Here is a 22,015-nt window from a genome sequence, read left to right on the forward strand (position 1 = left end):
GCCGGCCAAGCGCAGCGAACAATCGGCCGGATCACGGAGCTGTTTCGGCGAGCGGAGCGCCAGGCCAAGGCCAGCATGACGTCGGCCCAAAAAGAGAATCAAAGGAGTGCTCTGCATGTTTCCACGCAAACCGCTGTATATCTGCCTTCTTCTTGGCGCCTTGCCAAGCCTGGCGCTGGCTCAGGTCGCGGTGGACCAGACCGGCACCGACAACGAAATCATTCTCGAGCAGGGAGGCGGCACGGGTAATTCGGCGAGCCAGACCCAGGACGGCGTACTGAACCGTTCACGGGTGGTGCAGACCGGCAACGGCAACGAGGCGACGACCAACCAGTTCGGTGTCGAGAACCAGGCGCAGATCATCCAGACCGGCGACCTGAACCAGGCCAGCATCTACCAGGCCAACCTGGATTACGTGCACAGCGCCGCGGTCGAGCAGGTGGGTAGCGCGAATGTCATCGAACTGACGCAGACCGGCGGCAACGGCTCGGGGGCAGTGCTGTACCAGGAGGGCGCTCGCAACGTGCAGCGCATCGACCAGTTCTACTACGTGAACTCGCTGGACGCGTCCTCACAGGGCGACGATAACCTCATCGAGGTCACGCAGAACGGCGGTGGCTCGGCGACGCTCCGCCAACTGGGCGATGCCAACCGCATCGCCGTCTATCAGGAAACGCCGGCCTACGGCGGTTCGGTCTACATCAACCAGGACGGCACGCAGAACCAGGCAGCGGTGCGCCAGGTCGGCGGGCGTTACTACACCGGCGAGGTGCGGCTCGATCAGCGCGGCGAAGCGAATGCTGCCCGTGTCGAGCAATGGTCGGGGTTCAGTACGGTTGCCTTCAGCCAGGACGGTGTCGGCAACGCCCTGGTCGTGCAGCAGAGCACGCGCAGCGGCACGGTCCGCGGCAGTTCGGTCGGCAACGACAACCGTGTGAATGTCGAGCAGGGCTACGATGGGCCGACGCTGGACATCGCGCAGAACGGCTCGGCCAATGAAATCGACGTGGTGCAGGAAGCGGCCTACGGCACCGCGTCGATCAGCCAGACCGGCGATGCCAACGTTGCGGTGCTGAACCAGGTGACCGGGTTCGCCCTGCAGCCGCCGAGCGCGACCATCGTGCAGAACGGCACGGGCAACAGCGCGACGGTGACGCAGCGCTAGGTCCGGTGGCCGGCGAGGTGGCTGGAGACGGCCGCCTCGCTCAATGGTCGAAGCAGTCGCTGCCCTGGCGCAGGTAGGTGACGCTGTGTGGCTGCCCCTGCGAATCGAGGTAGGTCATCTTCGCTTCGACCACCGCGCAGCCGCCGGCCGGCACCTCGATGGAAACCACCTTGGCGATGTCCGCCGGCGGGGCTTGCCGGGCGGGTTCCTGCGCCCAGGCGGGGGTGGTGAACAGGGTGATGATCGCCACGTGTGCAAGCCATTTCATATCGATCTCCTCGAACGCCGGACAGGCGAAGCCGCTCACCCGGCATGGAATTAAAAAAGGCTGCCGCGCGGGCAGCCAGGATGACGTGCCGTTCACCAAAGGAGCGATTCATGGAACGGGGCAGCGTGACGGTACGGCCGCTGCCTGTCATGCCGGATAGCTTAGGGCCCGGCGGGGTGCGGAAAAACCGCGCGCCGGTTCAAGCACCGTTGCGTGGGAGGTAACAATCGGCCCAGTACGCCCGGTCTTCGAGCACGCTGTGGTAGGCCTGCATCGCCTCGGGCAACGCCTGGCGGAGGAAGTCGACCCAGGTCTTGATCTTCGCATCGAGAAAGCGCCGTGATGGGTACAGCGCGTAGATCGCCTTGGCCTGCAGGCGGTGCTCGGGCAGCAGGCGAACCAGGCCGCCGCGTTGCAGAGCGGGCGCGGCCACGTAATCAGGCAGCTGGCAGATGCCCATGCCGGTCTGCGCCGCGTTGACCATGGCTTCGGCGACATTGACCTTGAAGCGCTCGCCAGGCTCGAACACCCGCTCGCCGTCCGTGCCGAGAAAATGCCAGGCGTCGCCCAGCGACGGGTCGGCCAGGCGCAGGCAGCGATGCGCGGCGAGCTCGCTCGGCTCGCGGGGTACGCCGTACCTGGCCAGGTAGGCGGGCGCGGCGCACAGCACCTGCACCACGTCGCCCAGGCGTTGCGCGATCAGCTCGGAGTCCTGCAGCTCATGGCGCAGGGTGATGACCACGTCGAGCCCGTCCTGCAGCAGGTCGGGGCGATGCTGGGACAGCGTCAGGTCGAGCTCCACCTCCGGGTAACGCTCGGCATAGCGACCGGCCAGCGGTGCCAGCAGCTGGATGCCGAGCCCGGTGATCGAGTGCACGCGCAGGCGGCCGCGTGGCTCGATGCGCGCACAGCCGGCCTCCAGCTCGGCCTGCTCGAGCTGGGCGAGGATCTGCCGGCAGCGCTCGACATAGCGCGAGCCGGCTTCGCTCAGGGCCAGGCGCCGTGTGGTGCGGTGCAGCAGCCTGGCCTGCAGGTGGTTTTCCAGCTCCGAGACCAGCCGCGACACTTGTGCGGTCGACATGCCGCACTGCTCGGCGGCGGCGGTGAACGAGCCGGCATCGACGACCCGGACAAAGGTCCGCATGGCGTGCATCAGGTCCATCGATTGTTACCTCTGGCGTAAACGCCGACGCTCGGCGCGCGCTCTCAGTGGCTGACCGCGGGTGCCGGGCCGGGTTCGCTGTTCTGCCAACCGCCGCCCAGGGCGAGGAACAGCGCGACCTGATCCTCCGACAGCTCAGCGTCCGAGCGTGCTAGCGCGGTTTCGGTGGCGGCCAGCGTGCGCTCGCTGTCGAGGCTGGCCAGATAGTCCAGGCGGCCCTCCTGATACAGCCGCCGGTTGTAGCGGGCCGCGTCGCGCGCGGCGTCCCGCGAGTCGCGCAGCGCCTGGTTGCGCTGCAGGTCGTTGGCGTAGCGGGCGAGCAGTGTCTGGGTTTCGCGCAGCGCTTCGAGCACCACGCCGTCGAAGCGGGCCAGCGCGGCATCGGCGCCGGCCTGCATGGCACGCACGCGGGCGCGGTCGACGCGCGTAGGGATGTGCCAGGCGATGCGTGGGCCAAAGGTCCAGCGCCGGGTGATCGGGTCACCGATATGCTCGAGCATGCCGGTGAAGCCGGCGTCGCCGCCGAGGCTGATCTCCGGGTACATCATCGCCGTGGCCACGCCGATATCGGCGGTCGCCGCAGCCAGCTGGCGCTCGGCCGCCCGCACATCCGGACGCCGTTTGAGCAGCGCGGCGCCGTCGCCGACCGGAATCGGCTGGCCCGGCTGCGGCGCCTGGCTGCAGGCGGCGACGGCGGTCGGCAATTCGCCGGGGGTGCGGCCGAGCAGGGCGGCGAGCCGGTAGAGGGCCGCCGCCTTCTTCGTTTCGAGCGGCGGCAGCTCGGCACGCAGCGCTTCGACCTGGGCGCTCGCGCGCGAGACGTCTACCTGCGTTCCGCGGCCGCCTTCGAGCAGGCGCCGGGCGACCTCGAACTGGCGGGTCTGGATGTCCAGCGAATCGGCGGCGATGGCCAACTCGTGGCTGGCATGGCAGGCATTCATGTAGCTGCGCACCACCTGGGCGACGACGGTGATGCGCGCGGCATCGAGCGCGGCCTGCCCGGCTTCGGCCGTCGCTGCGGCGGATTCGGCGGCGCGCCGCAGCTTGCCGAACAGGTCAAGCTGGTAGCTCACCGCCAGGCCGACGTCGGCGAGGTTCATCACCGGCAGTTTTTCCTGCAGCGCCAGGGCCTCGCTCGACAGCTGGCCGCGTGCCGCGGACGCCTCGCCGTCGATCTCCACTTCCTGCGCATGGTGGGCCATCTGGTAGCTCTCGAAGGCCTGGCGCAGGTTGTGATAGGCCAGGCGCACATCGGTGTTCTGCTGCAGCGCCTGGCCGACCAGCTGGTCGAGCAGCGGATCGTCGTAGAGCTTCCACCAGTCCGCCGGCAGCGGCGCGACGACGGTCTTCGGGTTGTCCTCCAGGTCGAACGCTGCGCCGGCGCTGTCGCGCTTGATCACCGCCTGATCCGGTACGCGGTAGTCGGGGCCTACGGCTGCGCACGCCGTGAGCATGCCGACGGCCACCGCGAGCGCGCCGTGGCGCAACCTCTGCGCGGCGCCGCTCATTGCGCGGCGACCTCTGCCTGGGCGGCGCCCGACGGCCAGGGCAATACCGACAGTGTCGCGGTCCGCCCGACCACCAGGCGTATGTCGCTCTGCTGACCCTCCTCGAGCACCACACGCACCGGAATGCGCTGGGCGAGCCGCACCCAGTTGAAGCTCGGGTCGATGTTCGGCAGCAGCGAATTGCCACGCGCACGATCACGGTCCTCGATGCCGGCGGCGATGCTCTGCACGTGACCGCGCAGGTGCTGCGATTCACCCATGATGCGGATGTCCACCGGCTGGCCGATCTCGATCGCGTGCAGCTTGGTTTCCTCGAAGTAGCCTTCGACCCGCAGCGAGGCGGTGTCGACGATCGAGAGCACGGGAACGCCGGTTTTCACGTAGTCGCCGACGCGCATCGTCTGGTCGCTGAGATAGCCGTCCACGGGGCTGCGCACCGTTGTCCGCTCCAGATCCAGCCGCGCCACGCCAAGGGTTGCCTCGGCGGTCGCCAGCGCGGCCTCGGCACGCTTGACCTGGGTGTCGCCGATTTCCAGCGTTTCGGCGGCGATAAGGTCCTTGAGCACGCGGTTGCGACGGGCTTCGCGCTGCGCCTGCTCGAGCTGGGCACGGCGCTCGAGCACGGCGGCCTCGGCTTCGGCGACCGCCAGCTCGAAGCGGGCGCGGTCGATGACGAACAGCACCTGGCCACGGCTGACCCTCTGGTTGTCGCGCACCTTGAGCGTCGTCACCAGGCCGGAAACGTCCGGGGCGACCTGAACGATGTCGGCATGCACGTGGCCGTCGCGGGTCCAGGGCGACTCCATGTAGTAGTCCCACAGGTGAACGCAGACCAATCCCGCTGCGGCCACCAGCGTGAGGGTGAGCAGCACCGAGCCGGCGCCGGATAACCATTTCTTCATGTCAGCTCCGCGGTATCAGGTTGAACAGGCCGCCCAGGAGCACGAGGTAGAGCGCCAGGTTGAACAGAGGCGGGTGCCAGACCCAGCGGTAGAAGCCCAGGCGCCGGAGACCGGCCGTGAGCAGGCTGTTGAGCGCATAGGTCGCCAGCATCGCGACCAGCAGCAGCGGCACGTAGACGCCATAGAGATCCAGGTGACCGGTCATGCGCTGGCTCCCGCGGTCAGCGGCAGGGCATTGCCGCCGGGGTGATTCGGTGCCTGCAGCGCCAGGCGCAGGCCGTGCAGGGCGCGAGCGGCCTGGCGGGCGCTGCGCATCGGCTGCTGCTGCAGGCCGTCGAGTGTGCGGTCGAGGGTCAGGGCCAGCCCCGCCGGCAACGGCAGCTGCCGCCGGGCCCTGGCGCAGGCCTGGAAATGGTCGCCCAACTGGCCGAACAGCGCCTCGAGCGCGCCTTCGGTGTGCGGGCGGGCCTGCTGCAACTCCAGCAGGCGGAAGCAGATGCGCAGCTCCTGGATCGCGTCGCCAAAGGCCTGGCCACCGTCATCCAGCTGGGCGATGCGAGGCAGCAGCTGGCTGACGCGGTCGATCACTCGCGACACCACCCGGGTGAAATCATGGCGGCGGCCTTCGGTCAGCTCGGCAAGGCTGGGCCAGCCTTCGCGGGCCAGGCGCTGCACGGCCCAGAGCATGCCGAACGGGCGAGTCAGACGCACCCAGATCAGCGCGAAAACCACGCCGCTGGCGGTGGACAGCGCCATGTCGGCGAACAGCGGGAAGTCGGCCCGGTAGCTGTCCTGGATGGTAATGGTCGAGATCGTCTGCACCGCCAGCAGCACCACCGTGCCGGCATATTGCGGGCGGCCGGCCAGCGTGCCGAGCAACAGCAGCGGTACGGCGAAGAGCGCGGCCAGGCTGCCGAAGTCCTGCACGTTGGGCATCAGCGCGAACAGATAGGTCGCCGCGGCGAGCGTGGAGATCAGCGTGGCGACCAGAAACGAGCGGATGAACGGCGCCGGGTTGTCCTGGCCGGCAAAGAAGCAGCTGGCCACGGCCGCGATGAATACCGCGGCGTAGCCGTGCTCCCAGCCGGACAGAAACCACAGCACGCAGAGCAGGAACACGCCGAGTGCAACCGAGGCCGCGCTGAAGGCGAGCAGGCCGTGATCGTAGTAGCGCGGGCCGCCGACCAGTTGCTCGACACGGTAATGCAGCACGGGCGAACGCTCGGGGTGGCCTTCGGCAAAGCTCTGGCGCAGGTCGATGCTGTCCTGCCAGAGATCGATCAGGGCGCGCAGCTGGCGCAGTGCGCTTTCGATCGCCAAGGCCTGGCGCGGATGCTCGTCGGCCAGCCAGACCTCCAGCTGCCGGCTGCGCTCCTGCAGCTGACGGCCGCTGACCTGCAAAGCCGAGCCGTCGATCCAAAGCGCCACCTGCTGCAGGTACTCCGCCAGTTCCGGCAAGGGTTGCGGGAGTTCCCGTCGCATCGCCTGCAGCGCGTCGCCCAGCGAGACCAGCTGTGGAATCAGCATGGCCATGCGGGCGCGAAAGTCGCGTGCATGGCGGGCCGGCAAGTGGCTGCTGCTGTCGTAACTCAGCTGCACGATCATGCCATCGAGCCCCATCACATCCACCAGCAGGCGGTTGAGCGTGGCCTGGTCGGCGGCATCGAGTGCCTTGGACGCGAGCAGGCGGGCGGCCACTTCGCGGCCGTCGGCGAGCAGCCGGTCCATCCGCGCGCCAAGGATGGGGGCTATGCGGCTGGGAAAGACCACCGCGTTGACCAGGCTGGCGCAGACGATGCCGAGCAGGATCTCCTCGGAGCGCGCCAGGGCCACGTCGAACAGGGTAGCGGGATGGTTGACCTCGCTGAGGCTGATCAGCGGCACCGTGTAGGCGGCCAGCATGAAGATATAGCTGCGCGGCGTGCGGTCGAGCAGCGAGAGAAAGAGCAGGGCGCCGATCCAGGCGGACATCGCCAGGCTCATCATCAGCGGCTGCTGAGCAAAGGTCGGAATGATCGCCACCGAGGCCGCTGCGCCAAGCAGGGTGCCTAGCGCACGGTACAGCGCCTTCGAGCGCGTCGCGCCGGAAAGCGGGTGCGAGACCACATATACGGAGGCCATCGCCCAGTAGGGGTTGTCCAGCGGTATGGCCAGCGCGATGTAGAGCGCCAGCAACGCCGCAAGCAGCGCCTTGGCTGAAAACAGCCATTCGCGCCAGGTCGGCATAGTCATGGGATTCTGTTCTGTCGAAGGTGCCGCCGGAGGGAGTGACGGGGCGACACAGGCACACACAAGTGGTTACATTTAACGCCAAGTCGACAGGACAAATTGATCAAGCATCAGGACGAATCGAAAAGATTTGCCGCCAGCCAGGCCTACGATGAAAAAACGCATTCCCAATTACGCGCTCTATGGCGAGGCCGCGCTGCCGACCTGGCAGGACCTGCTGCATCTGGAATGGATCAACCAGGGGCGGGCCAGCGATTTGCGCGAAATTTCGCCGCACTGGCATGACAGCCTGCTGCAGCTGATCTACATCCGCCGCGGCGAGGGCGAGGTGTCGCTGGAAAACAGCCGGCTGTCGTTCAGTGCCCCCTGCGTGATCCTGCTGCCACAGCGGACGGTGCATGCCTTCAGCTATTCGGCCGACACCGACGGGCCGGTGATTACCGCGGCGCAGCGGCCGCTCGAGTCGATTGCACGCATCCTTTCGCCGCGCCTGCTCGCCTTGCTCGGGCAACCGCGCGTGCTGACCCTGCCGTGGCCGGCGGATGGCCAGGAGCCTATCTGGCCACTGTTCGAGCTGCTCGAGCGCGAAGTGAGCGCCGGGGAGGGCGTCGAACTGGCGGCGGGGCAGGCTCTGCTGGTAACGCTGCTGGCGAAGATCGCCGACCTGGCCGAACCGGCGACGCCGCCCCGGCGCCCGAGCGGCCGGCGCGCCGCACTGGTCGCGCAGTTCCGCGAGTTGGTCGACGCCCAGTTCCGTCGCCACTGGACGCTCGGCCGCTACTGCGAGGCGCTTGGCGTTACCGCGGTGACCCTCGGCCGTGCCTGCCGCGAAGAAACCGGCGAAGCGCCGCTGGCGATCGTCAACGAGCGACTGGCGCGCGAGGCGCAGCGGCAGCTGGCCTACACCGATCTCGACGTGCAGCAGATCGCCCGTGATCTCGGCTTTGCCGACGCGGCCTATTTCAGCCGTTTCTTTCGCAAACAGGCGGGAGTCACACCCAGCGCATTCCGCGCCGCGTTCCTGGGCACAGCGGACTGAGTACACGCTGGCAAGATCTGTGGGGTGCTTGTCATTGCTGCCGCCGCTACCCGCGCGCAGACTGCAGGCTGAATCGCCTGGAGCCCCGCCGATGAGCACCCAACGTAAGATTGCCTGCCTGGTCTTTCCCGACGTCATGAGCCTGGACGTGACCGGCCCGGTTCAGGTGTTCGCTTCAGCCAACGTCGAACTGCAGCGCCAGGGCAGGGTGGCCGTCTATCAGCCGCTGCTGCTGGGCGAATCGCTCGAGCCTGTGGCGAGCTCCTGCGGCATACGCCTGGGCGTCGATGCCTGCTGGCACGACCTGGCGCCTGCCGAGCTGGATACGCTGCTGGTTCCGGGTGGGCAGGGCGTGGTCGTGCAGCGGCAGAACCCGGCGCTGCTCGCCTGGCTGCGTCGGGCCGAAGGCGAGGTGCGCCGGCTTGGCTCGGTGTGTTCCGGCGCGTTGCTGCTGGCCGAGGCCGGCTTGCTGCAAGGGCACCGGGCGACCACGCACTGGGCTGATGTGCCGAGCCTGCAGCGCTTTGCCGACGTAGAGGTGCAGGGCGACCGATTGCATACCTTCGATCCCGAGGATGCGCAGGCCAGCCATCTGTTCACCTCAGCGGGCGTCACCGCCGGCATCGACCTGGCCCTGGCCCTGGTCGAGGCCGATCTCGGGCGACCCTTGGCCCTGGCAGTTGCCCAGCGCCTGGTGATGTTCCTGCGCAGGCCCGGTGGCCAGGCGCAGTTCAGCCCGTTGCTGACACCATCGGCGGGCCGGGTGCAGCGGCTGGCGCGGCTGCTGGAGTGGATTCCGGCGCACCTTGCCGACGACCTGTCGATCGAGGCGCTGGCGTTTCAGGCGCACATGACGCCACGCACGCTCTGTCGGCTGTTCAAGCAGGAAGTCGGCATGGGCCCTGGCCGCTATGTCGAGCAGGTTCGCCTCGAGGCGGCTCGCAATCTGTTGCTCGATGGCCAGGCGTCGGTGGCGACGACCGCACGCCTGACCGGCTTCGGCCACCCGGAAAACCTGCGGCGAACCTTCCAGAAACGGCTCTCGGTAAGCCCGAGCGAACTGGCCGAACGATTCGGCTGACACTTCCCGCGCGATGAACCCAACGGCTGCCCCGGCTGGCCGAAGGCTTCGTTCGCGCCTCATAAAGCGAGGCTCTGCAATGCGTGTGTCATTCGAGAAGGCGCCCTTGGCGCGGTTGTTCCTGGCTCAGGCGCTGTACTGGTCCTGCGCGATCATGGGCGTCATTCTGAACGCCGTGGCCGGCCTTGAGCTGGCCGGAACGGCAACGTTGGCGACCTTGCCGCTGGGCCTGATGGCGCTGGGTTACCTGGCGAGCGTCCAGCCCCTGGCGCGGCTGATGCAGCGTCGCGGGCGTCGGCTCGGCTTCATGCTGGGCTCGCTCGCCGGTATTGGCGCCGGCTTGGCTGCGGCGCTGGCCTTGCAGCTGAGCAGCTTCGTTCTGTTCTGCCTGAGCATGTTGGTGTTCGGTATCTACCAGGCGTCGGCCATGTTCTATCGCTTCGCCGCCGTCGAGGCGGTGCCCGAGGCGTTTCGGGGCCGTGCTACGGCCTGGGTGATCAGTGGCGGGGTGCTGGCGGCGCTGTGCGCGCCGGGGCTCGCTGGCTTCAGCCAGGGCGTACTGGCGACGCCGTTCGTGGCCAGCTACCTGTTGTTGGCGATGCTCGCCGTGTTGGGCCTGCTGGTGCTGGCCGGGCTTGCCGAGCCGAGCCGAGGCCAGGCACCAAGCGCGACGGGCGCCGCGCCAGGCTACCGGGAACTGCTCAAACGACCAGCCGTGCGTGCCGCGATCGTGACCACCGCGGTGGGTCATGGCCTGATGATCCTGGTAATGAACGCAACACCGCTGGCGATGCATGGCCACGGCATGAGCGTCGAGGCCAGTGCCGAGGTGATTCGTTGGCACGTGCTGGGCATGTTCCTGCCGGCTTTCGTCGCCGGCCCGCTGATCGACCGCCTGGGCGGGCGTCGGGTCGCGGTAATCGGCGCCGTGACCATGGCGGCCAGTGCGCTGGTTGCCCTGAGTGGCAACGAACACGGCGCCTTTCTGTTGAGCAGCTGTCTGCTGGGGGTGGCCTGGAATCTGATGCTGGTCGCCGGGACGACCTTGCTCGGCAGCGGTCACGACGCGAGCGAGCGCGCCAGCGCACAGGGCCTGATGGAACTGCTCAACGGCGGCGCAGCGACGGCCATGTCATTCGCCTCGGGGGCGCTGATCGCCAGCGTCGGCTGGAGTGCGGTCAATCTGGGCGTGCTGCCATTGATCATCTGGGTGCTGGCGCTGCAGATCCGTGGCCGGCAGGCACAGCAGCGCGCAGTGGCGTAAGCGAATATCGATGGCGATCGTCTCCGCCGTGCGGTGGATTTCACGGCACGGCCGAGGTGCCGGAGATGTCGGCAGGTCGAAAGCCGGATGACTCGGCCTGACCTCCGCATGTCTAACTTCGCATAATCTATATTATGTTAAATCACGTATTCGCTTGGCTGTCGCTGCGCATGGCAACCGCCACCAAAGCCCATCTCCCTTTCTCTGGCCCGATTGGCCTATCCTCCGTGTTCGGGCGCTATGCCGCGCCACGTCTGGTGCGATGCTTACTTTCCCTTTACATCCGCATCACACGAATTTGACCTTCGCTGGCGTAGATTGTGTGTCGTCGCCATGCAATCCACGTTGGCTCGCTGTCGAACAGACACGCCCGACATCCATGCTTCACAAGGGAGAACACGAAGCCCATGTGCCTTCAAAAGAAACTGCTGGGAATCACCGCCGGCATTGTCCTGCTCGGCCAGGCATTCGCCGCTCATGCCCAGTTGCCAGACTTCACGCCGCTGGTCGAACAGGCGTCGCCTGCGGTCGTCAATATCAGCACCAAGCAGACCCGGCCGGCTCGCGGGCCTGCCATGCAGATGCCCGACCTGGAAGACATTCCGCCGCCGTTCCGCGAGTTCTTCCGCCGCGGCTTTCCGCCGGGACAGGACCAGCCGCGCGAGGCGCAGTCGCTCGGCTCGGGTTTCATCATTTCCGATGACGGTTATGTGCTGACCAACAACCACGTGGTGGCCGACGCCGACGAGATCATGGTGCGCCTGCCCGATCGCAGCGAGCTCGAAGCCAAGCTGGTCGGTGCCGACCCGCGTACCGACGTGGCGCTGCTGAAGATCGATGCCGACGACCTGCCGACGGTCAAGGTTGGTAAGTCCGACGACCTCAAGGCCGGCGAATGGGTGGTGGCGATCGGCTCGCCCTTCGGTTTCGACCACACGGTGACCGCGGGTGTCGTCAGCGCCACCGGCCGCAGCCTGCCCGGCGAGAGCTATGTGCCCTTCATCCAGACCGACGTGGCGATCAACCCCGGCAACTCCGGTGGGCCGCTGTTCAACCTCGAGGGTGAAGTCGTCGGCATCAACTCGCAGATCTTCACCCGTTCGGGCGGCTTCATGGGGCTGTCATTCGCCATCCCGATCGACGTCGCCATGGATGTGGCCAACCAGCTGCGCACCAGCGGCAAGGTCAGCCGTGGCTGGCTGGGTGTATCGATCCAGGAAGTGAACAAGGACCTCGCCGACTCCTTCGGCCTCGAGCGTCCGGCCGGCGCCCTCGTCGCTCAGGTCATGGACGGCAGCCCGGCTGCCAAGGGTGGCCTGCAGGTCGGTGACGTCATCGTCAGCATGGACGGCAAGCCGATCATCATGTCGGCCGACCTGCCGCATCTGGTCGGTGCGCTCAAGCCGGGAACCGAGGCGACCTTCCAGGTAGTGCGCAACGGTGAGCGCAAGAAGCTGGAGATCAAGGTCGGCGCCATGCCCGATGACGAGAGCCTGGCGGGCATCGAGGACGGCAGCGGCGCGGCAGCCAGCAGCAACCGCCTGGGTGTGACCGTGGCCGAGCTGTCGGCTGAGCAGAAGCAGGGCCTGGAGATCGAGTCCGGGGTGATCATCCGCGAGCTGCAGAACGGTCCGGCGGCGATGATCGGCCTGCGTCCGGGTGACGTCATCACGCACCTGAACAACCAGGCGATCAACTCGGTGAAGACCTTCAGCAAGGTTGTGGCGGACCTGCCAAAGAATCGCTCGGTGTCGATGCGCGTAGTGCGTCAGGGCCGCGCGAGCTTCATCACCTTCCGCCTGCCGAACTGATACTCCCCCCACTAGGCCCGCGAACACCGCGGGCCTTCTGCTTTTCAGCACTCTGATCATGGCGCGGTGCGATTTCTGCTCTAGATTTAGCGGTGAGTCGCTATGCAAAGACTCCCAAGGAGCTAGACATGCAGAACACCGATACCGCTGCGCGAAGCCAGCCGGTGAACCTCAACAAGTGTCACAACTGCGCACTGCGCAGGAGCTGTCTGCCAAGCGGCCTGCAGGATGCGGCCATGCTGGCGCTGGAAGGCATCATCAAGCACAACCGCCGCTTGTTGAGAAACGAACACCTCTACCATGCCGGCGAGCCGATGCAGCAGATCTATGCGGTGCGATCCGGGGCGTTCAAGACCTACCTGTTCGGTGCCGATGGCAGCGAGCTGATCACCGGCTTCGTCATGCCCGGCCAGCTGCTGGGCCTGGATGCGCTCAGCGATCGGTACTTCCCCAGCCATGCAGTGGCTCTGGAAACCTCCGTCGTCTGCCTGATTCCGCTGCCGCAGCTCGAACTGCTGGCCGGGACCGATGCGCACCTGCGCATGACCTTGCTGCGCTCGCTGAGCCGGGAGCTGCAGGGCGAAAAGGAGCACCTGGGCAGCAACCGTGAGACCGCCGGGCCGCGGCTGCTCGCATTTCTGCTCGAGATGTCGGCACGCCAGAGCCGGCGCGGGCTCTCCCCTGCCTACCTCAACCTCCCGATGACCCGTGCGGAGATCGGCAATTACCTCGGCCTGACGACCGAGACGATCAGCCGCCTGTTCACCCGCTACCGGCAACTCGGGCTTCTCGAATGTACCGGTCGCGAGGTGCATCTGCTGGACCTGGACGCGCTCCACCAGCAGCTGCAGTATCGGCCCCGGCGCCTGCAGAACTGGCCGGCCGACAGCGCCTCCCTGGCAAGCTGAACCAGCCATCGCGCGCGGCGGCGGGACGGGCAGCCGGTTCTGCTGGTCAGTCGCCCAGTACCAACAACGGATTGAGCCCGCCGCGCGCATACTCCCCACCCTCCCCCAGCGCCAGGTCTAGCGCCAGGCTGGCCAGGTCATCGGCCAGCGGCTCGGCATGCCCGTCCTGGTCGCGGGCGATCAGCTTGCGATAGCCGTGACAGTCCCCGCAGGCCTCGGCCTGGACCGGCAGGTAAGGCTTGCCGTGCTCATCGTCGAGAGCCAGATAGCGCAGCTTTGCGCCTTCGCCACACAGGCTGCAGCGCAGCCGTTCCAGGTGCCACTGGCTCGAGCACAAACCACAGTGCAGGTAGCGCACGCCGCTACGGTGCTGTTCGTTGTGCACCACGCTGACCACCGCCTCCGCCCCGCAGCATGGGCAGAGCGTGCGGGCCTCGCCGGCCAGCCGCGCCGGTGGCCTGGGTAGGTTGACAGCAAGCCGTACCCAGCTGACCTGCAGCGCCGCCGCAACCAGGGGCTGCAGGCCGCGCAACGCCGGCTCGGCAGCCCGACCGTCCAGCGCCCGCTCGGCGAGCGCTTCCAATGTCGACTCGGGGAGCTGTCGCAGCTGCTGCAACAGTGGACGCTGCCGTTGCCCGGCATGCAGGTCAAGGCTCTCGAGAATGGTCTGAAGGTCGGTGCGCCAGTCCAGATCGCGGCGCAGCGCTGTGTGGCCCAGCGGTGGCAGGCCGTGTTCGAGTGCGGCGTCAAAGGCATCCGCGGGGGGCTGCCAGGCCAGCTTGCGCTCGCTCAGCGCCAGGTGCTGGGCCTGGGCGACGCGGGCCATGAACGACAGGTACTCGTCGAGCGCCGGCACGCGGATGACCAGATCTCGCAGCCGCGCCGCGCGTCGTGCGAAGACCTCGCCATCGGGCAGGACGACCTCCGGTGGCTCCATGATCACCGATGGTGCGCTACCAAAATCGTGGCTTCCCTTCTGCCTCATGTGTGGCGTCTCCTGATGTTCTCGTCGTCAGGTTCGTGCCCCGGCAGCGCGCTGCCGCCGCCGTGGCGCTCGCCGCGCATCACCTCTTCGTACCACAGCGAATGGTGATGGCGGGCCCAGGCATGGCTTACGCGCCCCCGGGTCATCGCGCGAATCGAGCCCTTGACCCAGATCGCCGAGTACACGTGGATCATCAGCGTGACGATGGCGACAAAGGCGACCAGGGCATGCAGCATCGCCGCGAAGCGCAACAGGTTGCGTGGCATGGCCATGGCGAAGTACGGCTGCCAGATGATGATTCCGGTCACCAGCAGCGCGGGCACGCAGAGCAGGAAGATCCAGTACACAAGCTTCTGCCCGGCATTGTTCTGCCCCACCGGCGGCAGTCGGTCATCGCGATTGTTCAGCACGTCGCCGATCTGCCGCGCCCACTGCACGTCATGGCGGCGAAACAGATTGGCTTTGAAGAAGCGCACCGCCTGGATCACGAAGAACAGGCACATGAACACCCCGATGAAGGGGTGAACGATGCGCGTGGCCTGCGGCCCGCCAAACAGCGCGGTCAGCCAGAAGAACGCCGGGTAGAACAGCGCCAGGCCGCTGAGCGTGAGCAGTACGAAGCTGATCGCGATGATCCAGTGATTGGCCCGCGACCAGGGCCCATAACGCAGGATGCCCTTGCGTGCGTTGGAATGGCTCATGGGCGCCGCTCCTCGTCGCGGCGGTCACGCTCGCGCTCAGCCGCCGCCTGCTCTGCATCGGGATCGTCCTCGGGCTCTTCCTTCGGTCCCTTGGTCATGTAATGGAAGAAGCCGGCGAGCACCGAAACGCCGAGCACGGCCGACATCACCGGCTTGGTGATGCCCTTCCAGACCTCGACCATGGGGCTGATGTGCGGGTCCTTCGGCAGGCCGCTGTAGATCTCCGGTTTGTCCGCGTGGTGCAACACGTAGACCACATGGGTGCCGCCGACCCCGGCGGGGTCGTAGATGCCGGCATTGTCGAAGCCGCGCTGCTTGAGCTTCTCGACCCGGTGGGCGCCGTAGTCGAGCATCTGGTCCTTGGTGCCGAACATGATCGCCGAGGTCGGGCAGCTCTTCACGCAGGCCGGTTCGAGCCCGTGGTAGACGCGATCCGAGCAGAGCGTGCACTTGTAGGCGCGGTTGTCCTTTTTCGAAATGCGCGGAATGTTGAACGGACAACCGGCCACGCAGTAGCCGCAGCCGATGCAGTTCTCCTGGTTGAAGTCGACGATGCCGTTGGCGTACTGCACGATCGCCCCCGGCGACGGGCAGGCCTTCAGGCAGCCCGGCTCGGCGCAGTGCATGCAATTGTCCTTGCGGATCAGCCACTCGAGGTCGCCGGCCTCGTTCTCGTACTCGGAAAAGCGCATCACCTCGAACGACGAAGGGGTCAGGTCCTGCGGCGCGTTGTAGGTGCCGTCGCATTCGCCGACCTCGTCGCGCAGGTCGTTCCATTCCATGCAGGCGACCTGGCAGGCCTTGCAGCCGATGCACACCGACACGTCGATGAGCTTGGTGACCTTTTCCACGCCACCTTCGCGCAGATGCGGCGAAGGCGTCGTGGTCGCCGAGCGGGCGATGATGTTCTGCAGGTTGATCTGGCTACCTTGCATCCGTCGCCTCCTCTCAAATCTTCTCGACGTTCACCAGGAACGACTTGAACTCAGGGGTCTGGGTGTTCCCGTCGCCAACGAAGGGCGTCAGGGTGTTGGTCAGGTGCGCCTTTTTCGCCACGCCGGTGAAACCCCAGTGAATGGGGATGCCGACCTGGTGCACGGTGCGCCCGTCGATCGTCAGCGGCCGCAGGCGCTTGGTCACCACCGCCACCGCATCGATGTAGCCGCGCTTGGAGCGCACCCGGACCTTGTCGCCGGCGGCGATGCCGAGTTCCTCGGCCAGCTGCGCGCCGATCTCGACGAACTTCTCCGGCTGGACGATCGAGTTGAGCAGCACATGCGTCGTCCAGTAGTGGAAGTGCTCGGTCAGCCGGCAGGTGGTCGCCGCGTAGGGGAAGTCGCGATTGCTGCCAAAGCTGTCGCGGTCCTCGGCGAATACCCGCGCCACCGGATTGTGATAGGCCAGCGGGTTGTTCGGGCTCAGCGGGTTGTTGTCGATGGGCGACTCCAGCGGCTCGTAGTGCTCGGGGAATGGCCCTTCGCCCAGCCATTCGCTGGAGAAGAAATGCCCCGTGCCGCTTTCGGTGAGGATGAACGGCTTGACGCCCTGCTCGGGCGCCGCCGTGACCGGATAGTCCGGCACATCGGCGCCAACCCAGCGTTCACCGTTCCACCACACCAGCCGCCGCGCCGGGTCCCAGGGTGTACCGTCGGGGCGCGCCGAGGCGCGGTTGTAGAGGATTCGCCGGTTGAGCGGCCAGGCCCAGGCCCAGCCGAGCGTCACGCCGATGTCGTACGGGTCGGAGTTGTCGCGCCGGTCCATCATGTTGCCCTGCTCGGTCCAGGCGCCGGAGTAGATCCAGCAGCCGCACGAGGTGCTGCCATCGGCGCGCAGCTCGCCGAAGTCGTTGAGCAGCTCGCCCTTGCGACGGACCAAGCGGCCCTGGTCCTCGACATCCGCCAGCGCGCGGCCGTTGTATTCCTGCGCCAGCTCGGCCGCCGAGGGGTGCGCTTCGTCGCTGTAGTTCCAGGTGAGGTTCAGGATCGGCTCGGGGAAGGCGCCGCCCTCCTCCTGATAGAGCCGCTGCAGGCGACGGAAGACGCCGGCGAGGATACCGGTGTCGGTCATCGCCAGGCCGGGTGGCGGCGCGGCACGGTGGTGCCACTGCAGCCAGCGCGAGCTGTTGGTGATCGAGCCGTCATCCTCGGCGAAGCAGGTGGTCGGCAGGCGGAACACCTCGGTCTGGATCTGCGCCGGGTCGACGTCATTGAAGTCGCCGTGGTTCTTCCAGAACTCGCCGGTCTCGTTGGCCAGCGGGTCCATCACCACCAGCCACTTGAGCTTGGACAGCCCGTCGAGCACCTTCGCCTTGTTCGGGAACGCGGCGAGGATGTTGAAGCCCTGACAGAAGGCCCCGGTCATCTTGCCGTTGGTCATGTCGTTGACGGCGTAGAGCACGTCATAGAGCGGTTCGGACAGCTTTGGCAGCCAGTCGTAGCACCAGTTGTTCTCGGCCCTGGCGGCGTCGCCGTAGAAGGCCTTCATCATGCTGACGAAGAAGCGCTCGTAGTACTTCCAGTAGGACACCTGGTTCGGCAGCAAGGGCTCGCGCACGCGCTGCTGGATGTAGTCCTCATAGCGCTGCGCCTTGGCGTTGGGCAGCACCATGTAGCCGGGCAGGAGGTTCGACAGCAGGCCGATGTCGGTCAGCCCCTGGATGTTGGAGTGTCCGCGTAGCGCATTGACCCCGCCGCCAGGCATGCCCATGTTGCCCAGCAGCAGCTGGACCATGGCGCCGGTGCGAATGATCTGCGAGCCCACCGAATGCTGCGTCCAGCCGAGCGCGTAGAGAATGGTCATGGTCTTGTCCGGCGCGGCGCTCCCGGCGATCAGATCCCAGATCTGCAGCACGGTCTTCTGCGGGATGCCGCAGACCTTCTCGACCATTTCCACGCTGTAGCGGCTGTAGTGCCGGCGCATCAGCTGGAACACGCAGCGTGGGTGCTGCAGGGTTTCATCGCGGCGGACGAAACCCTGCTCGTCCAGGTCGAAGTTCCAGCTCGACTTGTCGTACTGATGGCGCACTTCGTCGTAGCCGGTGAACAGGCCATCCTCGAAGCCGAAGCCTTCCTTCACCAGGTGCGCGGCATCGGTATAGCTGCGCACGTATTCATGCGCGTAGCGGTCCTGCTCGATCAGGTAACTGATCAGCCCGCCGAGAAAGACGATATCGGTCCCGGTGCGAATCCAGGTGTGGTAGTCCGCTACCGCCGTGGTGCGGTTGTAGCGCGGATCGATGGAAATCAGGATCGCATCGCTGCGCTCCTTGGCGTGCATGACCCAGCGGAAGCCCACCGGATGCGCCTCGGCCGAATTGCCGCCCATGGACAGCACGATGTTGGCATTGCGGATGTCGACCCAGGAATTGGTCATGGCACCGCGACCGAATGAAGGGGCAAGACCTGCCACCGTCGGTCCGTGTCAGACGCGCGCCTGGTTGTCGAGTTTCAGGATGCCCAGCGCCCGGGTGATCTTCTGGGTGAGGTAGGCCGTCTCGTTGGTGCAGGCCGAGGCCGCGACCATCGAGGTGGTCATCCAGCGGTTGACCAGCCTGCCCTCCTCGTCGTGGGTCTCGAAATTGCGGTCGCGGTCGTCCTTCATCAGCCGTGCGATGCGGCCGAGCGCCTCGTCCCAGGAGATGCGCTTCCACTCGTTCGAGCCGGGTTCGCGTACCTGCGGGTAGCGCACCCGCGAGTCGCTGTGGATGAAGTCGAGCACGCCGGCGCCGCGCGGGCACAGCGAGCCGCGGCTGACCGGATGGTCCGGGTCGCCCTCGACGTGGTAGATCTCGTCGCGCACGTTGATCGCGCCATCGCCTCGTGAGTACAGCAGCATGCCGCAGCCGACCGAGCAGTAAGTGCAGATGTTGCGCGTGGCGCGCGCCCCGCTGAGCTTGAAATGCCGCACGGAAGCGACCGCTTCGTCCGGCGCAAAGCCCATCATGGCCATGCTCGATGCACCCAGCCCGGCTGCGCCGAACTTCAGGAACTGGCGTCGGGAAACTCGGACTGCCATGGCGTTCTCCTCGTTGTTCTCTGGCTATCTGAGGAGTCGACTTTGCGTCTGCATTCAGGGTTCCAGCGGTATGACAGGCGGCGCGACCGCCTGGCGCGCCGGGTCGCTCAGCTGTCGTCGCGCAGCTGCTCGAGCAGCCTGCGGGTCAGCCGCTGGCGCGTGTGCGCATACGTAGCCCAGGGGTCTTCGCGCTCGGCGAGGTACGCGCGCACGTTGTCCAGCCGCCACTGATCGGCGCCTTCGAGTCGCTGCACGTCGTCCAGGCTTACCGGCAGGGACACGCCAAGGCCCGGCCGTGCACGCACCGAGTACGCCGCCACGGTGCTGGCACCCCGCTGGTTGCGCAGGTAGTCGACGAAGATGCGCCCGACCCGGTTCTGCGCGCCCATCTTGCAGGCGATGCGCGCGGGCTGCTCGCGGCCGAGGCGCTGGGTCACGCCCTGGGCGAAGGTGCGCGCGCAATCCCAGTCGGAATACCGATCCAGCGGCACCACGACATGCATGCCGCGCCCGCCGCTGGTCTTGAGAAAGGCCCTAAGGCCGAGTTCGTCCAGCAGTGCCAGGGTCAGTTCGGTCGCTTCGACCATGCGCGCCCAGGGCAGCGCGGGGTCAGGGTCGAGGTCGAAGATCACCCGGTCCGGCCGCTCGATGCGATCGCTGTGGGCATTCCAGGTATGAAACTCGAGGGTGCCCATCTGCACCGCCTCGATCACGGCGCTGATCTCGTCAGCCTGGATCAGGCGCGCGTGCTCGGGGTCCAGCTTCTTGGGCAGGGCCCGCATGTGCGGCATCTTCAGGCGTCCACAGTGACGCTGGAAAAAGCTCTCGCCGGCAAGCCCTTCAGGAGCTCGCACGATGGAGAGCGGCCGCCCCGCCAGCTGTGGCATCAGCCAGTCGGCCACCTGCAGGTAGTACTCGGCGAGCGCCAGCTTGGTGGTGCCGCTGGTCGGGTCGATGACCCGCTGCGGGTTGCTGATCCCTACCCCGCCAACCAGCGGGCGCGCGCGCCCTTTGCCCTGTGCCGCCATGGCACCTCCGTAACCGGATCAGCCGGCCTTCTTGCGCGACGAACCCTTGCGCGGCTCATCAGCCGCAGCTTTGCGCGTTCGCGTGCTCGATTTGGCGGCCGGCTTGGATTTGGACGCCGGCTTGCGAGTGCTCGCGGCGGCTTCCGGCTCGTCGTCTTCGCTCGCAGCGCGCTTGCCAGGCTTGGCCGCCAGGCTGCGCTTGAGCAGCTCGGTGAGGTCGATGACGTCCGCGCTGCGTTGGTCGACAGCCTCCTCCGGCCCGCCGACGGCCTCGAGTTTGCCCTCGCGCGCCTTTTTCTCAACCAGGTCCATGATCTGGTCCTGGAAGGTGTCCTTGTACTGCTCCGGTTTCCACTTCTCGGTCATGTCCTCGACCAGCCGCTTGGCCATGTCCAGCTCGCGTTCGGCCAGGTCGGGGTCGAGCGCCTCGTCCTTGAGTTCCAGATACTCGACGCCGCGCACCTCTTCGGCCCAGCGCAGGGTGTTCATCACCAGCGCCTTGCCCAGCGGCATGACTACCGCCAGATGCTGCTTGTTGCGCAGCACCACATTGGCGATGCCTACCTTGCCGGTCTGCTCGAGGGTCTCGCGCAGCAGCGCGTAGACCTTTTCGCCGCGCCGCTCGGGCGTCAGGTAATACGGCGTGTCGATGTACAGAAAGGAGATGTCGCTGGCGTCGACGAACGCGATGATGTCGAGCGTCTGCGTAGCCTTGGGGTGCGCGGCCTTGATCTCCTCGTCGCTGATGACGACGTAGTGACCCTTCTCGTACTCCACGCCCTTGACGATGTTCTCGCTGTCGATGTCTTCGCCGGTGGTCTTGTTGATGCGCTTGTAACCGACGCGGTCCATGCTGCGCTTGTCCAGCCAGTCGAAATCGATGCCCGAACGCGTGGTAGCCGGTACCAGCGCCACGGGAATGTGCACCAGACCGAAACTGACCGCGCCTTTCCAGATCGTGCGTGGCATAGCCGCTCTCCTCTCTTGCGGGCCGGGCCTCTGGCCCGGCGCACGCCTGCTCAGCCGTTGACCACCGTACCGCCGTTGACGTGCAGTACCTGGCCGCTGACGTAGGACGAATCGCTGCTGGCCAGGTAGACATAGGCCGGCGCCACTTCCTCCGGCTGCCCGGGGCGCTTCATCGGTACGTTGGAGCCGAATTCGGCGACCTTGTCGGCATCGAAGGTCGACGGAATCAGCGGCGTCCAGATCGGCCCTGGCGCCACTCCGTTGACCCGGATGCCGCGCTCGGCCAGGTGCATGGCCAGCGCGCGGGTGAAACCGACGATGGCGCCCTTGGTCGAGGAGTAGTCGATCAGCATCGGGTTGCCCTTGTAGGCGGTCACCGAGGTGGTGTTGATGATCGACGCGCCCTGCTTCAGCTGCGGCAGTGCGGTCTGGGTCATCTGGAACATGCCAAAGACGTTCGTGCGAAAGGTGCGCTCCCACTGCTCCGGCGGAATGTCCTCGAAGCGCTCGCGCGGATGCTGCTCGGCCGCGTTGTTGACCAGGATGTCGAGCTGGCCGAGGGTGGCGATCGTCTCGTCCACGACCTTGCGACACACGGCGGGGTCGGCAACGTCCCCGGCGAACGTCAGGCAACGCCTACCCTGCTCCTCGACGACCTTGCGGGTTTGCTCGGCATCCTGATGCTGGTCGAGGTAGAGGATGGCCACATCGGCGCCTTCGCGGGCGAAAAGCACCGCCACCGAGCGTCCGATGCCGCTGTCCCCGCCCGTGACAATCGCAACCTTGCCCGCCAGCTTGCCGGCCGCCTTGTAGTCCTCGCCGCGGAACTCCGGGCGTGGGTGCATCTGGCTTTCCTGGCCGGGTTCGGGTTGCTGCTGGGGTGGCAGGGTCTGGTTGTCAGCCATGCAAAAATCCTCCGTCAACGGGTTGGAACCTGTGTTCGGAGGACTGAGGGCGCCTGGCAAAAGTTTCTGCCCGGCG

19 protein-coding genes are annotated in these 22,015 nt (G+C 66.7%); 6 read left to right on the forward strand and 13 right to left on the reverse strand.

Translation table 11 applies throughout. From position 1 onward, the window contains the following. Positions 1–115: 115 nt before the first annotated feature. Positions 116–1,165 (forward strand): curlin associated repeat-containing protein, encoded by a 1,050-nt coding sequence (locus CL52_RS09415; protein WP_043220125.1) that lies wholly within the window; start codon positions 116–118, stop codon positions 1,163–1,165. Positions 1,166–1,205: 40 nt separating this feature from the next. On the opposite strand, the gene CL52_RS09420 is transcribed toward CL52_RS09415, so the two are convergent. The 6 genes from CL52_RS09420 to CL52_RS09445 all read right to left on the reverse strand — a co-directional run bounded on the left by CL52_RS09420 (position 1,206) and on the right by CL52_RS09445 (position 7,237). After that, positions 1,206–1,433: a DUF2790 domain-containing protein gene (locus CL52_RS09420; RefSeq protein WP_043220128.1), complete on the reverse strand. Its 228-nt coding sequence runs from the start codon at positions 1,431–1,433 to the stop codon at positions 1,206–1,208. A gap of 199 nt (positions 1,434–1,632) precedes the next feature. Continuing rightward, on the reverse strand, positions 1,633–2,595 hold the full coding sequence (locus CL52_RS09425; RefSeq protein WP_043220130.1) for a LysR family transcriptional regulator: 963 nt from the start codon (positions 2,593–2,595) through the stop codon (positions 1,633–1,635). 44 nt (positions 2,596–2,639) lie between these two features. Further along, positions 2,640–4,103 (reverse strand): efflux transporter outer membrane subunit, encoded by a 1,464-nt coding sequence (locus CL52_RS09430; protein WP_043220133.1) that lies wholly within the window; start codon positions 4,101–4,103, stop codon positions 2,640–2,642. Next, positions 4,100–5,005 (reverse strand): efflux RND transporter periplasmic adaptor subunit, encoded by a 906-nt coding sequence (locus CL52_RS09435; RefSeq protein WP_043220136.1) that lies wholly within the window; start codon positions 5,003–5,005, stop codon positions 4,100–4,102. Before CL52_RS09435 ends, CL52_RS09430 begins: the two co-directional genes overlap by 4 nt. A gap of 1 nt (position 5,006) precedes the next feature. Then, complete coding sequence (locus CL52_RS09440) at positions 5,007–5,210, reverse strand: DUF1656 domain-containing protein (protein ID WP_041105456.1); 204 nt, start codon at positions 5,208–5,210, stop codon at positions 5,007–5,009. Further along, on the reverse strand, positions 5,207–7,237 hold the full coding sequence (locus CL52_RS09445) for an FUSC family protein (RefSeq protein WP_052264535.1): 2,031 nt from the start codon (positions 7,235–7,237) through the stop codon (positions 5,207–5,209). Before CL52_RS09445 ends, CL52_RS09440 begins: the two co-directional genes overlap by 4 nt. 148 nt (positions 7,238–7,385) lie before the next feature. Here CL52_RS09445 and CL52_RS09450 point away from each other — a divergent pair, with 148 nt between their 5' ends. From CL52_RS09450 to CL52_RS09470, 5 genes are all read left to right on the forward strand, one after another. Next, positions 7,386–8,273, forward strand: a complete 888-nt coding sequence (locus CL52_RS09450; protein WP_043220139.1) for a helix-turn-helix domain-containing protein — start codon at positions 7,386–7,388, stop codon at positions 8,271–8,273. A 91-nt stretch (positions 8,274–8,364) separates the two neighbouring features. After that, positions 8,365–9,354 carry a GlxA family transcriptional regulator gene (locus CL52_RS09455; protein ID WP_043220142.1) on the forward strand — a complete coding sequence of 330 codons (990 nt, stop codon included), beginning with the start codon at positions 8,365–8,367 and terminating at the stop codon, positions 9,352–9,354. Positions 9,355–9,433: 79 nt separating this feature from the next. Further along, on the forward strand, positions 9,434–10,618 hold the full coding sequence (locus tag CL52_RS09460; RefSeq protein WP_043220145.1) for an MFS transporter: 1,185 nt from the start codon (positions 9,434–9,436) through the stop codon (positions 10,616–10,618). Positions 10,619–11,025: 407 nt separating this feature from the next. Then, positions 11,026–12,429 carry a DegQ family serine endoprotease gene (locus tag CL52_RS09465; protein ID WP_043220147.1) on the forward strand — a complete coding sequence of 468 codons (1,404 nt, stop codon included), beginning with the start codon at positions 11,026–11,028 and terminating at the stop codon, positions 12,427–12,429. A gap of 128 nt (positions 12,430–12,557) precedes the next feature. Further along, a complete protein-coding gene (locus CL52_RS09470) occupies positions 12,558–13,337 on the forward strand; it encodes a helix-turn-helix domain-containing protein (RefSeq protein WP_052264536.1) in 780 nt (259 codons plus the stop codon). A gap of 46 nt (positions 13,338–13,383) precedes the next feature. Here CL52_RS09470 and fdhE read toward each other — a convergent pair whose 3' ends face one another. The 7 genes from fdhE to CL52_RS09510 all read right to left on the reverse strand — a co-directional run bounded on the left by fdhE (position 13,384) and on the right by CL52_RS09510 (position 21,939). Next, positions 13,384–14,322, reverse strand: coding sequence for a formate dehydrogenase accessory protein FdhE (fdhE, locus tag CL52_RS09475; protein ID WP_043220148.1), 939 nt, complete (start codon positions 14,320–14,322; stop codon positions 13,384–13,386). Next, positions 14,319–15,023 carry a formate dehydrogenase subunit gamma gene (locus tag CL52_RS09480; RefSeq protein WP_043220150.1) on the reverse strand — a complete coding sequence of 235 codons (705 nt, stop codon included), beginning with the start codon at positions 15,021–15,023 and terminating at the stop codon, positions 14,319–14,321. The genes fdhE and CL52_RS09480 overlap by 4 nt, the downstream gene beginning before the upstream one ends. Then, positions 15,020–15,958, reverse strand: a complete 939-nt coding sequence (gene fdxH / locus CL52_RS09485) for a formate dehydrogenase subunit beta (protein WP_041105463.1) — start codon at positions 15,956–15,958, stop codon at positions 15,020–15,022. The genes CL52_RS09480 and fdxH overlap by 4 nt, the downstream gene beginning before the upstream one ends. 13 nt (positions 15,959–15,971) lie before the next feature. After that, a complete protein-coding gene (fdnG, locus tag CL52_RS09490; protein WP_143008626.1) occupies positions 15,972–19,037 on the reverse strand; it encodes a formate dehydrogenase-N subunit alpha in 3,066 nt (1,021 codons plus the stop codon). A 107-nt stretch (positions 19,038–19,144) separates the two neighbouring features. Beyond that, on the reverse strand, positions 19,145–20,065 hold the full coding sequence (gene ligD, locus CL52_RS09500; RefSeq protein ID WP_052264537.1) for a non-homologous end-joining DNA ligase: 921 nt from the start codon (positions 20,063–20,065) through the stop codon (positions 19,145–19,147). Positions 20,066–20,083: 18 nt separating this feature from the next. After that, a complete protein-coding gene (gene ku, locus CL52_RS09505) occupies positions 20,084–21,034 on the reverse strand; it encodes a non-homologous end joining protein Ku (protein WP_043220157.1) in 951 nt (316 codons plus the stop codon). A gap of 50 nt (positions 21,035–21,084) precedes the next feature. Further along, positions 21,085–21,939 carry an SDR family oxidoreductase gene (locus CL52_RS09510; protein ID WP_043220160.1) on the reverse strand — a complete coding sequence of 285 codons (855 nt, stop codon included), beginning with the start codon at positions 21,937–21,939 and terminating at the stop codon, positions 21,085–21,087. Positions 21,940–22,015: the final 76 nt, after the last annotated feature.

Origin of the sequence: Stutzerimonas balearica DSM 6083, assembly GCF_000818015.1 — a bacterium.
GTDB classification, from domain to species: Bacteria; Pseudomonadota; Gammaproteobacteria; order Pseudomonadales; family Pseudomonadaceae; genus Stutzerimonas; species Stutzerimonas balearica.

Coding starts and splice junctions, on each gene's coding strand:
- CL52_RS09415 (WP_043220125.1), top strand. CDS start 116: ATGTTTCCACGCAAACCGCTGTATATCTGCCTTCTTCTTGGCGCCTTG.
- CL52_RS09420 (WP_043220128.1), bottom strand. CDS start 1,433: ATGAAATGGCTTGCACACGTGGCGATCATCACCCTGTTCACCACCCCC.
- CL52_RS09425 (WP_043220130.1), bottom strand. CDS start 2,595: ATGGACCTGATGCACGCCATGCGGACCTTTGTCCGGGTCGTCGATGCC.
- CL52_RS09430 (WP_043220133.1), bottom strand. CDS start 4,103: ATGAGCGGCGCCGCGCAGAGGTTGCGCCACGGCGCGCTCGCGGTGGCC.
- CL52_RS09435 (WP_043220136.1), bottom strand. CDS start 5,005: ATGAAGAAATGGTTATCCGGCGCCGGCTCGGTGCTGCTCACCCTCACG.
- CL52_RS09440 (WP_041105456.1), bottom strand. CDS start 5,210: ATGACCGGTCACCTGGATCTCTATGGCGTCTACGTGCCGCTGCTGCTG.
- CL52_RS09445 (WP_052264535.1), bottom strand. CDS start 7,237: ATGACTATGCCGACCTGGCGCGAATGGCTGTTTTCAGCCAAGGCGCTG.
- CL52_RS09450 (WP_043220139.1), top strand. CDS start 7,386: ATGAAAAAACGCATTCCCAATTACGCGCTCTATGGCGAGGCCGCGCTG.
- CL52_RS09455 (WP_043220142.1), top strand. CDS start 8,365: ATGAGCACCCAACGTAAGATTGCCTGCCTGGTCTTTCCCGACGTCATG.
- CL52_RS09460 (WP_043220145.1), top strand. CDS start 9,434: ATGCGTGTGTCATTCGAGAAGGCGCCCTTGGCGCGGTTGTTCCTGGCT.
- CL52_RS09465 (WP_043220147.1), top strand. CDS start 11,026: ATGTGCCTTCAAAAGAAACTGCTGGGAATCACCGCCGGCATTGTCCTG.
- CL52_RS09470 (WP_052264536.1), top strand. CDS start 12,558: ATGCAGAACACCGATACCGCTGCGCGAAGCCAGCCGGTGAACCTCAAC.
- fdhE (WP_043220148.1), bottom strand. CDS start 14,322: ATGAGGCAGAAGGGAAGCCACGATTTTGGTAGCGCACCATCGGTGATC.
- CL52_RS09480 (WP_043220150.1), bottom strand. CDS start 15,023: ATGAGCCATTCCAACGCACGCAAGGGCATCCTGCGTTATGGGCCCTGG.
- fdxH (WP_041105463.1), bottom strand. CDS start 15,958: ATGCAAGGTAGCCAGATCAACCTGCAGAACATCATCGCCCGCTCGGCG.
- ligD (WP_052264537.1), bottom strand. CDS start 20,065: ATGGCGGCACAGGGCAAAGGGCGCGCGCGCCCGCTGGTTGGCGGGGTA.
- ku (WP_043220157.1), bottom strand. CDS start 21,034: ATGCCACGCACGATCTGGAAAGGCGCGGTCAGTTTCGGTCTGGTGCAC.
- CL52_RS09510 (WP_043220160.1), bottom strand. CDS start 21,939: ATGGCTGACAACCAGACCCTGCCACCCCAGCAGCAACCCGAACCCGGC.